Origin of the sequence: Amycolatopsis eburnea (assembly GCF_003937945.1) — a bacterium.
In the GTDB taxonomy this organism is placed as follows: domain Bacteria; phylum Actinomycetota; class Actinomycetes; order Mycobacteriales; family Pseudonocardiaceae; genus Amycolatopsis; species Amycolatopsis eburnea.
Genome location: NZ_RSEC01000036.1, coordinates 109,522 through 125,196 on the forward strand (window position 1 = coordinate 109,522; position 15,675 = coordinate 125,196).

Below are 15,675 nucleotides of genomic sequence, written 5' to 3' on the forward strand. Positions count from 1 at the left end.
CGGGCGGCTCACGGCGTCAGGTCCAGCTTCGCCGCCGCGCGCAGCAGCCCGGGCGTCAGTCGCGAAAGGACCAGCGCGGCTTTCGCCTCCGGAGTGGACGGTGCGATCGCCGTGTCCTTCTCCACTGCGCGCAGGATGTCGCGCGCGACCCCCTCGGGCCCGAACCCGCGCCGGGCGTAGAGCTTCGAGCTCTCCTTCTGCCGCCGGCGTTGCTCCTCTTCGGACACCCCGACGAACGTCGTCGTGTTGGTGATGTTGGTCTTCACGATGCCCGGGCACACCGCCGTGACGCCGATGTGGTGCTCGGCCAGCTCGGCCCGCAGGCAGACGCTCAACGTCAGCACGGCGGACTTCGTCGTGGCGTACGCGGTCAGGATCTTCGACGGCAGGTAGGCCGCGGCCGACGCGAGGTTGACGATCTGGCCGCCTTCCCCGCGTTCGGCGAGCATCGGCGCGAACGCGCGGCAGCCGTGGATCACGCCCCAGAGGTTGACGTCGATGACGCGCTCCCAGTCCTCGACGGACGTGTCGAGGAACGGGCCGGACATCCCGATGCCGGCGTTGTTGACCACGATGTCCGGGACGCCGTGGTTTTTGCGGACCTCACGGGCGAAGCGGTGCACGGCATCGCCGTCCGAAGAGTCCACTGTGTACTCGGCGACGCCGTGGTCTTCCAGCAGCTTCAGGGTTTCCGCGGCCGCCGCGGGGTCGATGTCGGTGATGACGACGTCGGCGCCCTCGGCGGCGAACGCGAGCGCGGTGGCCCGCCCGATGCCGCTGCCGGCGCCGGTGACGACGACCAGCTTGTGCGCGAACCTCCCGGCGCCGGCGCGCGCCCGGCGCAGGCCCCGGCTTTCGGCGCCGGTCTCGGCGTACTCGACCAGCTCGGCGGCGGCGCGCGCGACCACCGCGGGCTTGGCGCGGGTGACCCAGTGCGTCCCGACGACCCGGCGGATCCGCAGGTCCGGCACCCAGCGGGTGACCTCGGTCTGCAGCGGCGTCGTGACGTAGGCGTCGCCGGTCGGGGCGAGCACCTGCACCGGGACGTCGGCGGGCTTCGGCGCGGGCCGCGAGAGCCGGGTGAACATGTTGGCGCGGTAGAGCTGGAGCCCGTGCAGGCCGTCGGACTTGTCCGGCGGTGCCGCGTCGGGCTCCATGCGCTGGATCTGCTTGCCCAGCAGGCCGGTGCGCCACAGCACGTCCGGGATCAGCGGGAACTGGAACGCGAGGATGTACCACGAGTGCAGGAACTGGCTCAGCGCGTTCTTGAGGCGCTTCGGCGTCGGGCGCGTGAGCTGCGCGCGGAACCAGGCGCCCGCGTGGTCGAGGCTCGGGCCCGAGATCGACGTGTAGGAGGCGACCCGGCCGCGCAGGCCGTCGCCGGTGACGGCGTGCCACGTCTGGATCGAGCCCCAGTCGTGGGCGACCAGGTGCACCTTCCCAGCCGGCTGCACCGCCTCGACGACCACGCGCAGGTCGTCGGCCAGCTGGTCCAGCCGGTAGGACGAGCGTCCCGACGGCTTGTCCGACTGCCCGGCCCCGCGCACGTCGTAGGTGACGACGCGGTGCTTCGCCGTCAGCTCGGCGGCCACCCCGCCCCACATCGAGCTGTTGTCCGGGTAGCCGTGCACGAGCACGACCGTGGGCCCGTCTTCCCGGCCGTCGACGTGGACGGAGAGGCGGACACCGTCGCTGGCGGTCACCCACTTGTGAGACATCCTGTCATGTTAGACAACCTGTCAACAGTCGTGTTCACCCGCGCGGCGGTTACGCGTGCCGGGAAGTTCAGGTTTTTGCTTGTATGACAGCGTTTTCGTGGTTTCCCGTGGAACCAAGCGGCGGCGGTGGACGACCGTGTCCACCGAACGGTGGACAGCCGGATTCAGCTGGGCGTTGCTCCCGATCAAGCCCCCGGTCGACCACGCTGGAGCCATGACCACAGCAGTGAGCGTGCGCGGCCTGCGCAAGCAGTACCCCGGTCACCTGGCCGTGGCCGGGCTGGACCTGGACATCGCCCCGGGCGAGGTGTTCTCCCTGCTCGGCCCGAACGGCGCCGGGAAGACCACGACCGTCGAAATCCTGGAAGGCCACCGGCAGCGCACCGCCGGCGAGGTCACCGTGCTCGGGGCGGACCCCGGCAAGGCCGGCCGCGCCTGGCGCTCGCGCATCGGCATCGTCCTGCAGACCGCGAACGACGCCGCCGAGCTGAGCGTCGCGGAGACCGTGCGGCACTTCGCGAAGTACTACCCCGGCCCGCGCGACCCCGACGAGGTCATCGACAAGGTCGGGCTCACCGCGAAGGCCGGCGCCCGGGTCAAGTCGCTCTCCGGCGGGCAGCGGCGCCGCGTCGACGTCGCGCTCGGCATCGTCGGACGGCCCGAGCTGCTCTTCCTCGACGAGCCGACCACCGGCTTCGACCCCGAGGCGCGGCGGCAGTTCTGGACGCTCATCGGCGACCTCGCCGCCGAAGGCACCACCATCCTGCTCACCACCCACTACCTCGACGAGGCCGAGGCGCTGGCCGACCGCGTCGCGGTGATCGCGCGCGGCGAGATCGTCGCGCAGGACACCCCGCAGAACCTGGGTGGCCGCGCCGCCGCCGAGGCCACCGTGCGGTGGACCGACGAGCGCGGTGCGCACGTCGAGCGCACCGCGTACCCGACCAAGCTCGTCACCGAGCTCTCCGCTGGGGGTAGGGAGCTCGCCGGGCTGACCGTGACGCGGCCGAGCCTGGAGGACATCTACCTGGACCTGATCGGAGACAAGGCATGACCACGCTCGCTCTACCCGGCCCGCTGTCGCTCGGCCTCGCCCGCGGCGGCACCGAGCTGCGGCAGTTCTTCCGGCACAAGGAACAGGTGGTCTTCACCTTCTCGCTGCCCGCGGTCCTGATGATCCTGCTCGGGTCCATCCTGGACGGTCCGACCGCCCTCGAAGGCGTCACGTCCGGGCAGCTGCTGGCCGCCGGGATGATCGGCTCCGGCATCGTCTCGACGTCGTTCAACAGCATCGCGACCGGTGTCTCCGCCGACCGGGAAACCGGGGCGCTCAAACGCCTTCGCGGCACGCCGATGCCGTCGTCGTCCTACTTCATCGGCAAGATGGTGCTGGTCGCGGTGTCCAGCCTGGCGCAGACCGTGCTGATGGCCGGGGTCGCCGTGCTGTTGTTCGGGCTGAAGCTGCCCACCGCGCCGGAGAAGTGGCTGACGCTGCTGTGGGTGTTCGCGCTCGGCATCGTCTCCTGCACCCTCCTGGGGATCGCGATCAGCTCGCTCGCCAAGTCCACCAACGGCGCGGTCGCCGTCGTGCAGATGCTGTACCTGGTGCTGCAGTTCATCTCGGGGGTGTTCGTTTCGCCGATCACCAACCTCCCGAAAGTTATGGTGGACATCGCGTCGTTCTTCCCCTTGAAGTGGATTTGCCAGGGCTTCCGGTCGGTGTTCCTGCCGGACGCCGCGGTGCGGATGGAGATGGCTGGGTCATGGGAGCTGCCGCGGGTGGCGCTGGTGCTGGGGATCTGGTGCGTGGTGGGCGCGGTGCTGGCGCGGCTGACGTTCCGGTGGACCGACGCGAGGTGAAGGACGCCTGGGACCGGTTCAACTGGCTCTGGGAGATCCTCTTCGCGGTGGCGTACCTGGCCACGACGGTGCTGGTGGTGCTGGACGAAACCGATCCGCTGCGCACCACCGTCGCGGTCGGGGCGCTCACCGCGCTCGCGCTGACGTACCTGCTGTGGGGCCGCGGGGTGGTCCGCGACGACGGCCACCTCCCGCAGCGGTGGACGCTCGCCGTCGTGGTCCTGGCGCTGGTCGCGGTCGCGATGTTCGCCAACACGACGACCAGCTTCATCCTGTTCATGGTGTGCCCGCTGCTGTTCTCGACGCTCGAGTTCCGCCCGGCCGCGGCGTTCACCACGGTGGCCATCCTGCTGAGCCCCGCGTCGGCGGTCGTCAACGACGGGCTGCGGGGGCCGACGCTGCACATCCTGCTGCCGATGACCGCGATCCTGATCGTCTTCGGGATCCTGTCCGGCAAGTTCATCCTGCACGTCATCGAGGAAAGCCGGGCGCGGGCGGACCTGATCGCGCGGCTCGAGGCGAGCCAGGCCGAAGTCGCGCGCCTCTCCCGGGAAGCGGGCACGGCGGCCGAACGCGAACGCCTGGCGCGGGAAATCCACGACACCCTCGCGCAGGGCTTCACCAGCATCGTCACCCTCGCCCAGGCCATCGAGTCCGAAGTGGACACCGACCCGGCCGCGGCGCGGCGGCACGCGGAGCTGGCCGCCCGCACCGCGCGCGACAACCTCACCGAGGCCCGCGGGATGGTCGCCGCGCTGGCCCCGGCCGACCTCACCTCGGGCTCGCTCGTCGACGCCGTCCGGCGGCAGGCGAACCGGCTGGCGGACGAGGCGGGCCTCGCCGTCCGGTACGAAGTGGACGGTCCGCTGCCCGCGTTGCCGATGGCAGGCGAAGTCGTCCTGCTGCGGGGCGCGCAGGAAGCGCTCAACAACGTCCGCCGGCACGCGGCCGCGTCGGCGGTTTCGGTCACGCTGTCCGTTGTGGACGATGCCGTCCGGCTGTCCGTCCGCGACGACGGCGCCGGCTTCGACCCCGACCGCGCCGACGGGTTCGGGTTGCGGGGCATGCGGTCCCGGGCGGAGCAGGTCGGTGGCAGACTGAGCGTCCGGAGTGGCCCCAGCGGCACCGAACTCACCTTGGAGGTGCCCGCTTGATCCGCGTCCTGCTGGTCGACGACCACCCGGTCGTCCGCGAAGGCCTCCGCGGCATGCTCGAAGCCGAACCCGACCTGACGGTGGTCGGCGAAGCGGGCTCCGGCGACGAGGCGGTCGCGCTCGACCGCATCGCCGAACCCGACGTCGTGCTGATGGACCTGCGCATGCCCGGCCTCGACGGCGTCGGCGCCACCAAGCGGATCCTGCGCGACCGGCCCACGCGCCGGGTCGTCGTGCTCACGACGTACGAAACGGACGCCGACATCCTGCGCGCGGTCGAGGCCGGCGCGTCCGGCTACCTGCTGAAGGACGCGTCCCGCATGGAACTGGCGAACGCGATCCGCGCGGCAGCGCGCGGCGAGACGGTGCTGGCGCCGTCCGTGGCGGGCAAGCTGGTGAACCGGGTGCGCAACCCGGAGCCGCAACCGCTTTCGGCGCGCGAGGTGGAGGTGCTGCGGCTGGTCGCGAAGGGCGGGACGAACGCGGACATCGGCCGCGCGCTGCACATCAGCGAGGCGACGGTGAAGACGCACCTGCTGCGGGTGTTCGGCAAGCTCGGCGTGTCCGACCGGACGGCCGCGGTGACGACGGCGATGTCCCGGAACCTGCTCGGCTGAACCCCGGGACCTGCTTCTCCCGCCTCCGCGCGGCAGAATGCCCCCATGCTTGAGTCGACCGAACACGCCCTGCTCCGCCGGATCGCCCACGAGCAGGCCGCCTGCCGGGCGCCGTCGCTGGTCGCCGCTGTGGTACGGGACGGTGAGATCGTCTGGTCCGGCGGGCGGGGGCGGGTCGGGGACACGCGGCCCGGGACCGACACCCAGTACCGGCTGGGCTCGATCACCAAGACCCTCGTCGCCACCGCCGTCATGCGGCTGCGCGACGAGGGCCTGCTCGACCTCAACGACCCGCTCGAAAAGCACGTCCCCGGCACGCCGTTCGGGGCCGCCACCGTGGCCCAGCTGCTGTCGCACACCTCCGGCCTGACGTCCGAATCGCCGGGCCTGTGGTGGGAGCGGACCCCGGGCGCCGACTGGGAGGCGCTCGTCGGCAGCCTCGCCGAGGGCGCGACCAAGCACCGGCCGGGCGCGAAGTTCCACTACTCGAACGTCGGCTACGGCGTGCTCGGCGAGCTCGTCGCGCGCCACCGCGGCAAGGGCTGGCTCTCCGTGCTGGACGAAGAGGTCCTCGGCCCGCTCGGGATGACCCGCACCACCCCGCACCCGACCGGCGCGCACGCCGAGGGCTTCGCCGTGCACCCCTTCGCCGACGTCCTCCTGCCCGAGCCGAGCCCGGACGCCGGCGCGATGGCCCCCGCCGGTCAGCTGTGGTCGACGGCGAAGGACCTCGGCCGCTGGACGGCGTTCCTCGGCGGCTACGGCGGCGGGGTCCTGTCCCCGGAGACCATCGAAGAAATGCGGACCGTGATCACCGTCGACGACACCGACGTGTGGACGACCGGCTTCGGCCTCGGCCTGATGCTCGTGCGCTACGGCGGCCGCCGGCTGGCCGGGCACACCGGCTCGATGCCCGGCTTCCTCGCCGTCACGCTGGTCGACCCGGCCGCGCAGACCGGCGCGCTGGTGCTCACCAACTCGACGTCCGGGGTCGGCATCACCCAGCTCTGCCTGGACCTCATCACGACGACCGACGAGCTGGAGCCCCGCCTCCCCGCCGAGTGGGAACCCACCGCCGTCGACCCGGAACTGCTGGCGCTGACCGGGCTCTGGCACTGGGGCCCGACGCCGTACCACCTGCGGGTCCAGGGCGAGGGGCAGCTCCTGCTGGCACCGGTCGAGGGTGCCGGGCGCAGCTCGCGCTTCCGCGCGACCGGCAAGGACACCTACGTCGGTCTCGACGGCTACTACTCCGGCGAGACGCTCGAAATCGGCCGCGACGCCGACGGTGTGGCCACCCACCTCGACCTCGCGACGTTCGTCTTCACCCGCACGCCGTACGACCCGGCCGCGCCGATCCCGGGCGGCGTCGAGAACTGGCGCTGAGGACCGGGCCCCGCTCACACCCCCAGCGTGGTGGTGAGCGGGGCCCTCAGGTCAGCGCGGGGGCGCCCGCCGCGTACGCGACGGCGGCGGCGAACCGGGTGGCGATGCGCTTGCCCTCGCCCCAGTCGAACAACCCGAACTTCAGCTGGGTCTGGATGGTGAGCGTGGCGCCCGGCGCCGCCGGCGAGACCATCGCGGTGACGACCTGGCCCCAGCTGAAGAACGTCATCCCGGTGCGGCAGGTGACGTAACCGCGCTGGGCGTCGTAGAACGGGCCCTGCCCGCCGATCGCCGTGACCCCGGCGGGGAGCGCGTTCCACAGCACCTGGGGCGGCACCGGGAAGCTCTGCTGCACAGTCGTCATGACGGGCAAACTACCGTGTCGCGCGCTCTGCGGTAACGGCGTTTTTACCCCCACCGCGGTGGACCCCGACCTGGCCGACGGCGTAACCGTCGCCGTCCGGAAGGCCGACGACGAAGTCCTCCGAAGGCCACCCGGCCAGCCACAGCCGGCGGCGGCCCGCCAGTTCGGCGGCGACGTCGGGCGGCGCCGCGGGCAGGTGGAACTTGATCCGCACGTCGCCGGGCAGCACCGCCCAGCCGTCGACCGGCTCGCCGGGCCGCACGTCGAACGCCGCGGCCGCGACCGGCGTCCAGCGATCGCTCTTCAGGCAGCGCGCGACTTCGGCGAGGTCCGAGCGCCACCCCACCAGGCCGAGCACGACCAGCAGGCTCGGGACCGGCACCAGCCACGGCAGCCAGCCGCCGTCGAACACGATGGCCGCCACCTCGCCCGCCACGGCGAGGACACCGGCCGTCCACGCCGTCAGAGTCCGGGCCAGCAGCCGCACCGGCACCCAGGACCGCTTGCGAACCCGGACGCGCCGGACGCGATCCGGGCGCTCCTCGCCGGTCGCCCACCACGGCAGCCGGGGGACGAAGACCAGCACCAGGGTCGCGGCGAAGCCGACGGGCAGCCCGATGGCGGTGGTGTCGGTCCAGCCCTCGACGAGGAGGTGCACCGCGGCCACCACCGCGAACCAGGCGAAAAAGTACCAACGAGGCTTCATCGATTCCACATGTCGGACACCTGACCACCTCTGTTAGCAGCCCGATCCCGACCTGAGAGACTGGCCACATGACCGACGCTGAGTTGACCATCCCCGCAGACCTCAAGCCGGCCGACGGCCGCTTCGGCTGCGGACCGTCGAAGGTCCGCGCCGAGCAGCTGAGCGCACTGGCGGAGTCCGGCTCCACCTACCTCGGCACGTCGCACCGGCAGAAGCCGGTCAAGTCCCTCGTCGGGCGCGTCCGGGCCGGCCTGTCCGAGCTGTTCTCGCTGCCCGAGGGCTACGAGGTGATCCTCGGCAACGGCGGCACCACGGCGTTCTGGGACGCGGCCGCCTTCGGCCTCGTCCGCGAGCGCGCGCAGCACTTCACCTACGGCGAGTTCTCCTCGAAGTTCGCCACCGTGACGAAGGGCGCGCCGTTCCTGGCCGACCCGATCGTCGTCAAGGCCGAGCCGGGCAGCGCGCCGGACATCGCCTACGAAGCCGGTGCGGACCTGGTCGGCTGGGCGCACAACGAGACGTCCACCGGTGTCGCGGTGCCGGTCCGCCGCCCCGAGGGATCGGACGGCGCCCTGGTCGCCATCGACGCCACCTCCGGCGCCGGCGGTCTCCCGGTCAAGGCCGAGGACTTCGACGTCTACTACTTCGCGCCGCAGAAGTCGTTCGCCGCGGACGGCGGGCTCTGGATCGCGCTGGCCTCCCCGGCCGCCGTCGAGCGCATCGGCGAGATCGGCGGGAGCGACCGCTGGATCCCCGAGTTCCTGTCGCTGACCACAGCGCTGGACAACTCGCGCAAGGACCAGACGTACAACACCCCGGCCGTGGCCACGCTGTTCCTGCTCGCCGAGCAGATCGAGTGGATGAACGGCCAGGGCGGCCTCGAGTGGACGACCTCGCGCACGAAGGACTCGTCGTCGCGGCTGTACGAATGGGCCGAGAAGACGAGCTACACCACGCCGTTCGTGAAGGACCCGGACCTGCGCTCGCAGGTCGTCGGCACGGTCGACTTCAGCGACGACGTCGACGCCGCCGCGGTGGCGAAGGTGCTGCGCGCCAACGGGATCGTCGACACCGAGCCGTACCGCAAGCTGGGCCGCAACCAGCTGCGCGTCGGCCTGTTCCCGGCCATCGACCCGGACGACATCACGAAGCTCACGCAGAGCATCGAGTACGTGGTCGAGCGCCTGTCCTGACCCCTCAGACGTCCGTGAAGGCCTCCTTACCGGCGTTTTCGACCGGTAAGGAGGCCTTCACGGCTTTCAGGCGGGGTGCGGCGACGGCAGCGAGGGCCAGCAGGAGCAGGCCGAACAGTTCGTAGGACTCCGTCGCCAGCCACCAGCCGGGAGAAGGCGCCGGGCGCGGGGCGAACCACATCGGGCCGACGATGAACAACGCCACTCCCGCGACGACGACCGCGGCCGCCACCCACCGGACCGCCCGGTCGAAGCGCCACGCGTACCACCCGGCGAGGACGAGGATCGGCACGCACCACGTCCAGTGGTGGGTCCACGAGATCGGCGAGACCAGCAGCCCGCCGAGCGCACAGGCGGTGAGCCCGAGCACCGGCTCGGCGGCACGCACGATGATCACCGCGACCAGGGCCATCACGGCCACCGCGGCCAGCACCCACACGCACTCCGGCAGGCCGGCGCGCACGGTCAGGCCGTGCAGCGACTGGTTGCCGACGTAGTCGACGCCACCGATGCGGCCCGCGTCGAAGACGAGCTTCGTCCAGTACGTGAAGGACGCCGACGGCCGGACCAGCCACAGCAGCGCGCCGGCCGCCAGGAAGCCGACGACGACCCGCGCGGCCGACTTGAAGTCGCGGCGGAACAGGAAGTAGACGACGAAGACGGCGGGGGTCAGCTTGATCGCCGCCGCGATGCCGATCAGCAGGCCCTTGGTGCGCCTCCGCTCGCCGGGCAGCAGGACGTCGAGCACCACCAGCACCATGAGCAGGGCGTTGATCTGCCCGAACCCGAGCGTCGAGCGCACCGGCTCCAGCAGGGCGCCGGCCAGCTGCGCGCCGATCGCGACCAGCGCGGCCACCACGCGGCCGGTGACCTTCGAGGGGTCGGTGAGCGAGCCGTTGAGCGTCGCGACGTAGAGGTAGGCGACGACCCCGGTCGCGAGGATCGACGCGATGCTGACCAGCTTCATCGTCACGGCGAACGGCAGCAGTGTGCCGGGCAGGAACACCGCCGCGGCGAACGGCGTGTACGTGAACGGCAGCAGGATCTGGTGCGTGGTCGGCACCCAGGCGTCGTACGGCGAACCCTGCGCGGCCAGCGCCTTGGCGCCGCCCAGGTAGACCTCCAGGTCGAGGCCGTCGAACCGCTTCAGGACGAGGACCAGCACGATCGCGGCGATTTCGAGTGCCCCGAGCACCGCCGCCAGTTTCCGCCCAGCCACCGCGTCCCCCTCGAACCAGGTCCTCGACCGGCCGAGATTACCGGGCGCTCAGCAGCAGCCGCGCACCGGCAAGCGCACTGACCTGGCCTTCGCCGCGGGCGGACGGCTCGCCGCGGCTTCGGCGTCGGCGAGCATCCGGGCCCGCGTGGCCCGGTCGAGCACGCGGCCCGCGGTGACGACGGTGTCGATCCGCCGGACCGCGCCGATGTCGGCGAGCGGGTCGGCGTCCAGCAGCACCAGGTCGGCGGCCTTGCCGGCGCCGATCGTCCCCACGGTGTCCGCCCGGCCCAGGAACGCGGCCGCGTCGCGGGTCACGGTCTGCAACGCCCGCTTCGGGGTCAGCCCGGCCTCGACCAGGAACTCCAGCTCGTCGTGCAGGCTGAAGCCGGGGAAGACGTACGGGTTCTGGCAGTCGGTCCCGCCGAGGATGCCGACGCCGGCCCGGTGCGCCTCGCCGGTGAGCCGCAGCTGCGCGTGGAAGTAGGCCTCCTGCTGGGCGACCTGCTCGGGCGTCACCGGCGTGAACAGCCGGAGCCGGTCGGCCCAGTAGTCGCGGATGTCCTGGGAGATGTACTTGAGCCGCTCGTCGTGCTCGTAGGCGTCGGCGGGCTTGGAGATGACGCGGTTGACCGCGAACGTCGGGGTCAACCGGCTGCCGACGGCGTTGAGCCCGGCGAAGTGGCGCGCGGCCGTGGCCGGGTCGTAGGCCTGGGCGGCCTGCCGGTCGAGTTCGCGGGCGAGGTTGAAGAAGTCGCGCGGTGCCGCCGGGTCGAACGGCGTCGCGTCGAGGCGGGCGAGGAACTCGTCGCGGCGGCTCGAGGTCGCGATCGGCAGCCCGAAGGAGTGCTCGAAGCTGCGCTGCCCGTGGCGAGCGGCTTCCAGCTGCCCCATCCGGTACGGCCAGTGGCCGGCGAAGGTGAGGCCGAGGCGGTCGCACTCGTCGGCGATCGCGGTGAAGCACTCGCGGGGCAGGTAGAAGTACACCTTGACGAAGTCCGAGCCCTGTGCCGCGGCGGTCCGGACCGCCGCCCGCGCCTCTTCGGCGTTCGCGACCTGCGTGATCGGCGGGCCGAGCAGGGACACCGGGCCGTCGATGATCGCGCTGGCCAGCACGACCCGCGGGCCGAGCAACTCACCGCGGACGATCTTGTCGCGGGTGGCGCGGTTCTCGTCGTAGCCCTGCATCTCCCGGATCCCGGTGACGCCGTTGGCGAGGAACAGCGGCGGCCACACGTCTTCCATCTCGATGCCGTGCGTGTGCATGTCCCAGAGCCCGGGCACGAGGAACCGGCCGCGGCCGTCGATCACCCGCGCTGTCCCGCGAAGCGGCACGTCGGTGGCGGGCCCGACCCAGGCGATCCGCTCCCCGACCAGCACGACCGCGGAGTTCGGCCGGGCCGGCCCGTCGGTGCCGTCGACGACGGTCACCCCGGTCACGACCACGACATCGCTCCCGGCCGCGGCGGCCTCCTGCGCGAACACCGCGGGCGCGATCCCGGCGGCGGCCAGCCCGACGCCCGCCGTAGCCAGCCACCGCAGGAAATCCCGCCGGTTCGCCTCGACTCGCACCAGGCCCACCACCCCTTCGATCACCCATCCCGGGTGCCCATTCAACGCGGGACGATCGGGTGGGAGATCTTCCAACGTGCTGAATGTCGGGGAAGGTGTAACCCGCCACCGGCCATTCCGTGTCGCGGCCCCGGGGTGTCTTGATCCGGCCATCCGCGATGTCATGAAAGGGTCGTTCATGTCGTCTGGCGAGGTGAACGACCCTTTCATGACATCCCTGCGGCGCCGGTCGTGACGAGTGGCGCCCGGGCAGGACCGGCTCAGGCCAGTGCCTGCGTCGGTGGCAGCCGGGCCGCCCGCACCGCCGGGTAGGCCCCCGCGACCGCCCCCACCAGGGCCGCGACCCCCACCCCGCCCGCCAGCGCCCCGGCCGGGAGCACCGCCGGCCACCCCTGGCTCAGCGCGTACCCCGCGGTCACCAGCACCCCGGCCAGCACCCCCGCGAGACCCCCCAGCCCCGACAGCAGCACCGACTCGGCCAGGAACTGCCCGCGCACCTGCCGCTTCGTCGCGCCGAGCGCCCGCCGCAGGCCGATCTCGCGCCGCCGTTCCAGCACCGAGATCACCATCGTGTTCGCCACCCCGACACCGCCGACGAGCAGCGCGACCCCGCCGAGGCCGAGGAACAGCGCGCTGTATGTGGTGTCCGTCAGCTTCTGCGCGGCGAGGGCGTCCGACGGGCGGCGCACCTCGACCTCGTTGGGTGCCTGCGGGTTCAGCGTCGCCGCCAGCACCGAGCGCACACTGTCCACTTGGGACTCCTCGGCCCGGACGTACACAGTGGACGGATGGCCGTCGAAGCCGAGCAGCCGCTCGGCGACGTCCCAGCCGACCAGTGCCGACCGCTCGATCTCCGGCGCGAGCGGCATCGGCGCGAGGATCCCCGCCACGGTGAACCACTGCGTCCCGATCAGCACCTGCGGCGGGCGGGCCGGGTCGATGTGGTCGACACCGAGCCGGGCCGCGGCCTGCGAGCCGAGCACCACCACCGGGTAGTCCTGGTTGCCAGCCGCCAGGAAGGCACCGGCCCGGACCTTGCCGCCCAGCACGCCCAGCAGGTCCGGCCGCGCCGCGTACACCGCGAGGCCGGACGAGTCGTTCGGCGCGATCTTGTCGCTGCGCCGCACGTTCGCCGACGTCGTCCCGGTGCCGCTGACCGCCTGCACCGGCCCGATCCGCTTGGCCATCGGGACGGCGTCGTCCGGCAGCGTCGCGGTGTCGCCGAACAGCGTCTGCCCCGGCCCGGCGGTGAGCAGGTTCGTGCCGAGCGCGGCCAGCCGGTCGTGCAGCGCCTGCGCGCCGGACGCCGGGATCGCCAGCACCGCGACCATCGCCGCGACGCCGATCGCGATGCCCAGCGCGGAAAGCACCGCGCGCACCGGCCGGGTGCGCATGCCGTGCGCGCCGAGCGCGACGACGTCCGGCGGCTTGAGCCGGGCCGGTTCCGGCAGGGTCACCAGCGTCATCGCGCACCCACCAGCCCGGTGTCCAGCCGCAGCCGCCCGTCGAGCAGCTCGATCCGGCGTGGCATGCCGGCCGCGATCTCCCGGTCGTGGGTGATCACGACGATCGTGGTGCCCTCCGCCGACAGCTCGCCGAGCAGCGCCAGCACGGACGCGCCGGTGCCGGTGTCGAGGTTGCCGGTCGGCTCGTCGGCCAGCAGGATCGACGGCTCGTTGACCACCGCCCGCGCGATCGCGACGCGCTGGCGCTCCCCGCCGGACAGCTCGCCGGGCCGGTGCCACGCCCGGTGCCCCAGCTTGACGCGGTCGAGCGCGGCCAGCGCCCGGTCGCGCCGCCGCCGTCGCGGGACCCCGGCGTAGAGCAGGCCGGTGCACACGTTGTCCACCGCACTCATCCCCTCGTCCAGGAAGAACTGCTGGAACACGAACCCGATCCAGCGCGACCGCAACGCGGAGACCTTGCGGTCCGGCAGCGCGGCGACGTCGTGGCCGTGCAGCTCGATCCGCCCCGACGACGGCCGGTCGAGCGTGCCCATCAGGTGCAGCAGCGTCGACTTGCCGGAGCCGGACGGCCCGACGATCGCGACCATTTCGCCGTCCGCCAGCGAAAGCGAGACGCCGTCGAGCGCGGCGACCCCGCCGGGGTAGGTGCGCGTGACGTCGTGCACGCGCAGCACGGGTGTCACGACGTCGTCACCACCCGCATGCCCGCGGTCAAGCCCTCGCCGGTGACCTCGACCTTGCCGCCGCTGAACAGTCCGGTCTGGACCGCCACCAGCCGCCGCTTGCCGTTCTCGTCGACCTCGACCGCGTACCCGCCTTCGGCGAGCGCGAGCAGTGCGCCGACCGGGACCGCGAGCACGCCCTGGTGGACGTCCTTGGTGAACCGGACGCTCGCCGGTGAGGAGTCGAGCGTGCCGCCCGCCGCCGGGTCGTCGAGCCGGACGGTGACCGTGATCGTCGGCTTCCCGTCGTTGTTGCCCGCCGCGTCCTTGCCCTCGACGGCGGTGCGGCCGACGTCGGTGATGGTGCCCGTCGTCGTCTTGCCGTTGATCGTCACGGCCGCCTTCGCGCCCTGCTGGGCGAGGTCCTGCTTGGCCGCCTCCAGCTTCACCTGCACCGACCGCACGGTCCCGGTCGTCTTGAGCACCTCGCCCTGCGCCGGCGCACCGGGCTTGGCGGCGAGCGACGACACCCGGACCTCGCCCGCCGCGAGCACGACGTCGCCCTGGCCGAACGCGCCGGTCTGCTCCAGCCCGAGGGACTTCTGCCACTTCTTGAGCGCGGCCGCCGTCGCCGACGTGAACTTCTTGTCCGGCGTGCCGAACCCGCCGAAGCCGCACGCCTTGAGGTTCTCCTCCAGCTGCTTGACGTCGGCGCCGTCGTCGGCGCCGGTGGCGAGGTCGCGGTAGAACGGCAGCGTGCCGTAGAACAGCGGCACCGGCTTGGCGTCCACGCCGTACACCGCCTGGCAGCGGCCGATCTTGGCGCCGGCCGCGGGCAGCGACGTGATCGTGCCGGGCTTGCGGCCCTGGACGGGCTCCTCGTCGCCGTACCCGAGGGTGCCGTCGGCTTCCTCCTCCTCGCTGAGGTCGGTCTTGACGACCTCGGCGGTCTCCACCGGCGGCGGCGCGGCCTCCTTGACCGGCGTCGCGCTCGACACCCGCGTCAGGATCACGACGGAGCCGGTGCCCAGCACGACGACGAGGACCGCGGCCGCGACGAACCAGCGGGTCCGGCCGCGGCGCCGCGGCTTGAGTTCGGTGACGTGACTCATTTCGCCGGCGCCGCCTTCACGCTCATGCCCATGCCGCACGCCTTCGCGGCCTCTTCGAACTTCTTCGGGTCGTCGCCCGGCCCGCCGACGCGCATCGTCCCCTTGCCGCTCGGGTCCGGGTCGGGCATGTCGATGCCGTGGTCGCGCATGCACTTGGCGTCCTTGCGCATCTTGTCGAGCTCCTCGGCGCTCGGCGGCTTCATCTCCCCGCCGTTGGGCATGAGGTGCTTGCACGCCTTCTGCGCGGCTTCGATCTTCGAGACGTCGGCGCCGTCCCCGCCGAGGGTGATGGCCATGCCCCCGCCGTCGCCGGCCGGCTTGGGGTCGGGCATGTCGACGCCGTGCTCGCGCATGCACTTGGCGAACTCGCGCATCTTGTCTTCGTCGCTCTTGCCGCTGTTGTCGGCGGCGGTGGGCCCGCCCGTCTTCGGGGGTGTCGAGATCGAAGCCACCTTCGACCCGTCGTCCCCCTGGCCGCCGCAGCCCGCGAGCAGCAGGGCCGCCCCGATCGCCGCGACGACGATCCGTGTCCGCATCGGCTCGCTCCTTTCGTTCCGGTCGGGTCCCAGGTCTACGGATCGGGGGATTCGGGCGCGCTAAGCGACGTCGCTTATGCGGTCCTTATGGCCTCCCTGCGCAGACTGGGCGG

15 protein-coding genes are annotated in these 15,675 nt (G+C 72.3%); 6 read left to right on the forward strand and 9 right to left on the reverse strand.

Translation table 11 applies throughout. The features are described 5' to 3' along the window. Positions 1-8: 8 nt before the first annotated feature. Entirely contained in the window at positions 9-1,703 is a 1,695-nt protein-coding gene (locus EIY87_RS13005) for an SDR family oxidoreductase (RefSeq protein WP_125309701.1), read from the reverse strand. Positions 1,704-1,932: 229 nt separating this feature from the next. Here EIY87_RS13005 and EIY87_RS13010 point away from each other — a divergent pair, with 229 nt between their 5' ends. Genes EIY87_RS13010 through EIY87_RS13030 form a run of 5 tightly spaced genes read left to right on the forward strand, consistent with a single transcriptional unit; the run spans position 1,933 to position 6,735 of the window. Further along, positions 1,933-2,772, forward strand: coding sequence for an ABC transporter ATP-binding protein (locus tag EIY87_RS13010; RefSeq protein WP_125307964.1), 840 nt, complete (start codon positions 1,933-1,935; stop codon positions 2,770-2,772). Beyond that, positions 2,769-3,578, forward strand: coding sequence for an ABC transporter permease (locus EIY87_RS13015; protein WP_125307965.1), 810 nt, complete (start codon positions 2,769-2,771; stop codon positions 3,576-3,578). The genes EIY87_RS13010 and EIY87_RS13015 overlap by 4 nt, the downstream gene beginning before the upstream one ends. Next, positions 3,575-4,732, forward strand: a complete 1,158-nt coding sequence (locus EIY87_RS13020; protein WP_125309703.1) for a sensor histidine kinase — start codon at positions 3,575-3,577, stop codon at positions 4,730-4,732. The genes EIY87_RS13015 and EIY87_RS13020 overlap by 4 nt, the downstream gene beginning before the upstream one ends. Further along, complete coding sequence (locus tag EIY87_RS13025) at positions 4,729-5,349, forward strand: response regulator (RefSeq protein ID WP_125307966.1); 621 nt, start codon at positions 4,729-4,731, stop codon at positions 5,347-5,349. The genes EIY87_RS13020 and EIY87_RS13025 overlap by 4 nt, the downstream gene beginning before the upstream one ends. A gap of 45 nt (positions 5,350-5,394) precedes the next feature. Beyond that, complete coding sequence (locus tag EIY87_RS13030) at positions 5,395-6,735, forward strand: serine hydrolase domain-containing protein (protein WP_125307967.1); 1,341 nt, start codon at positions 5,395-5,397, stop codon at positions 6,733-6,735. 46 nt (positions 6,736-6,781) lie between these two features. Here the strand turns inward: EIY87_RS13030 and EIY87_RS13035 are convergent, their stop codons facing one another. Together EIY87_RS13035 and EIY87_RS13040 are read right to left on the reverse strand one after the other, a co-directional pair. After that, positions 6,782-7,099, reverse strand: a complete 318-nt coding sequence (locus tag EIY87_RS13035) for a hypothetical protein (RefSeq protein ID WP_125307968.1) — start codon at positions 7,097-7,099, stop codon at positions 6,782-6,784. Positions 7,100-7,109: 10 nt separating this feature from the next. After that, positions 7,110-7,805: a hypothetical protein gene (locus EIY87_RS13040; protein ID WP_191984076.1), complete on the reverse strand. Its 696-nt coding sequence runs from the start codon at positions 7,803-7,805 to the stop codon at positions 7,110-7,112. 68 nt (positions 7,806-7,873) lie between these two features. Between EIY87_RS13040 and serC the strand changes: the two genes are divergently transcribed. Further along, positions 7,874-8,998, forward strand: a complete 1,125-nt coding sequence (gene serC / locus EIY87_RS13045; protein WP_125307969.1) for a phosphoserine transaminase — start codon at positions 7,874-7,876, stop codon at positions 8,996-8,998. A gap of 4 nt (positions 8,999-9,002) precedes the next feature. On the opposite strand, the gene EIY87_RS13050 is transcribed toward serC, so the two are convergent. From EIY87_RS13050 to EIY87_RS13075, 6 genes are all read right to left on the reverse strand, one after another. Then, positions 9,003-10,217 carry a glycosyltransferase 87 family protein gene (locus EIY87_RS13050; RefSeq protein ID WP_225439852.1) on the reverse strand — a complete coding sequence of 405 codons (1,215 nt, stop codon included), beginning with the start codon at positions 10,215-10,217 and terminating at the stop codon, positions 9,003-9,005. Between the two features lie 48 nt (positions 10,218-10,265). Then, positions 10,266-11,786 (reverse strand): amidohydrolase family protein, encoded by a 1,521-nt coding sequence (locus EIY87_RS13055; RefSeq protein WP_125307970.1) that lies wholly within the window; start codon positions 11,784-11,786, stop codon positions 10,266-10,268. Between the two features lie 260 nt (positions 11,787-12,046). Further along, entirely contained in the window at positions 12,047-13,252 is a 1,206-nt protein-coding gene (locus tag EIY87_RS13060) for an ABC transporter permease (protein ID WP_125307971.1), read from the reverse strand. Then, positions 13,249-13,935: an ABC transporter ATP-binding protein gene (locus EIY87_RS13065; RefSeq protein WP_125307972.1), complete on the reverse strand. Its 687-nt coding sequence runs from the start codon at positions 13,933-13,935 to the stop codon at positions 13,249-13,251. The genes EIY87_RS13060 and EIY87_RS13065 overlap by 4 nt, the downstream gene beginning before the upstream one ends. After that, positions 13,932-15,026, reverse strand: a complete 1,095-nt coding sequence (locus EIY87_RS13070; RefSeq protein ID WP_125307973.1) for a peptidoglycan-binding protein — start codon at positions 15,024-15,026, stop codon at positions 13,932-13,934. Before EIY87_RS13070 ends, EIY87_RS13065 begins: the two co-directional genes overlap by 4 nt. Next, entirely contained in the window at positions 15,023-15,562 is a 540-nt protein-coding gene (locus EIY87_RS13075; RefSeq protein WP_125307974.1) for a hypothetical protein, read from the reverse strand. Before EIY87_RS13075 ends, EIY87_RS13070 begins: the two co-directional genes overlap by 4 nt. Between the last annotated feature and the right edge of the window lie 113 nt (positions 15,563-15,675).

Bases quoted from the DNA above. Each gene is read 5' to 3' on its own strand.
- EIY87_RS13010 (WP_125307964.1), top strand. From the start codon at position 1,933: ATGACCACAGCAGTGAGCGTGCGCGGCCTGCGCAAGCAGTACCCCGGT.
- EIY87_RS13015 (WP_125307965.1), top strand. From the start codon at position 2,769: ATGACCACGCTCGCTCTACCCGGCCCGCTGTCGCTCGGCCTCGCCCGC.
- EIY87_RS13030 (WP_125307967.1), top strand. From the start codon at position 5,395: ATGCTTGAGTCGACCGAACACGCCCTGCTCCGCCGGATCGCCCACGAG.
- EIY87_RS13035 (WP_125307968.1), bottom strand. From the start codon at position 7,099: ATGACGACTGTGCAGCAGAGCTTCCCGGTGCCGCCCCAGGTGCTGTGG.
- EIY87_RS13040 (WP_191984076.1), bottom strand. From the start codon at position 7,805: ATGAAGCCTCGTTGGTACTTTTTCGCCTGGTTCGCGGTGGTGGCCGCG.
- serC (WP_125307969.1), top strand. From the start codon at position 7,874: ATGACCGACGCTGAGTTGACCATCCCCGCAGACCTCAAGCCGGCCGAC.
- EIY87_RS13060 (WP_125307971.1), bottom strand. From the start codon at position 13,252: ATGACGCTGGTGACCCTGCCGGAACCGGCCCGGCTCAAGCCGCCGGAC.
- EIY87_RS13070 (WP_125307973.1), bottom strand. From the start codon at position 15,026: ATGAGTCACGTCACCGAACTCAAGCCGCGGCGCCGCGGCCGGACCCGC.
- EIY87_RS13075 (WP_125307974.1), bottom strand. From the start codon at position 15,562: ATGCGGACACGGATCGTCGTCGCGGCGATCGGGGCGGCCCTGCTGCTC.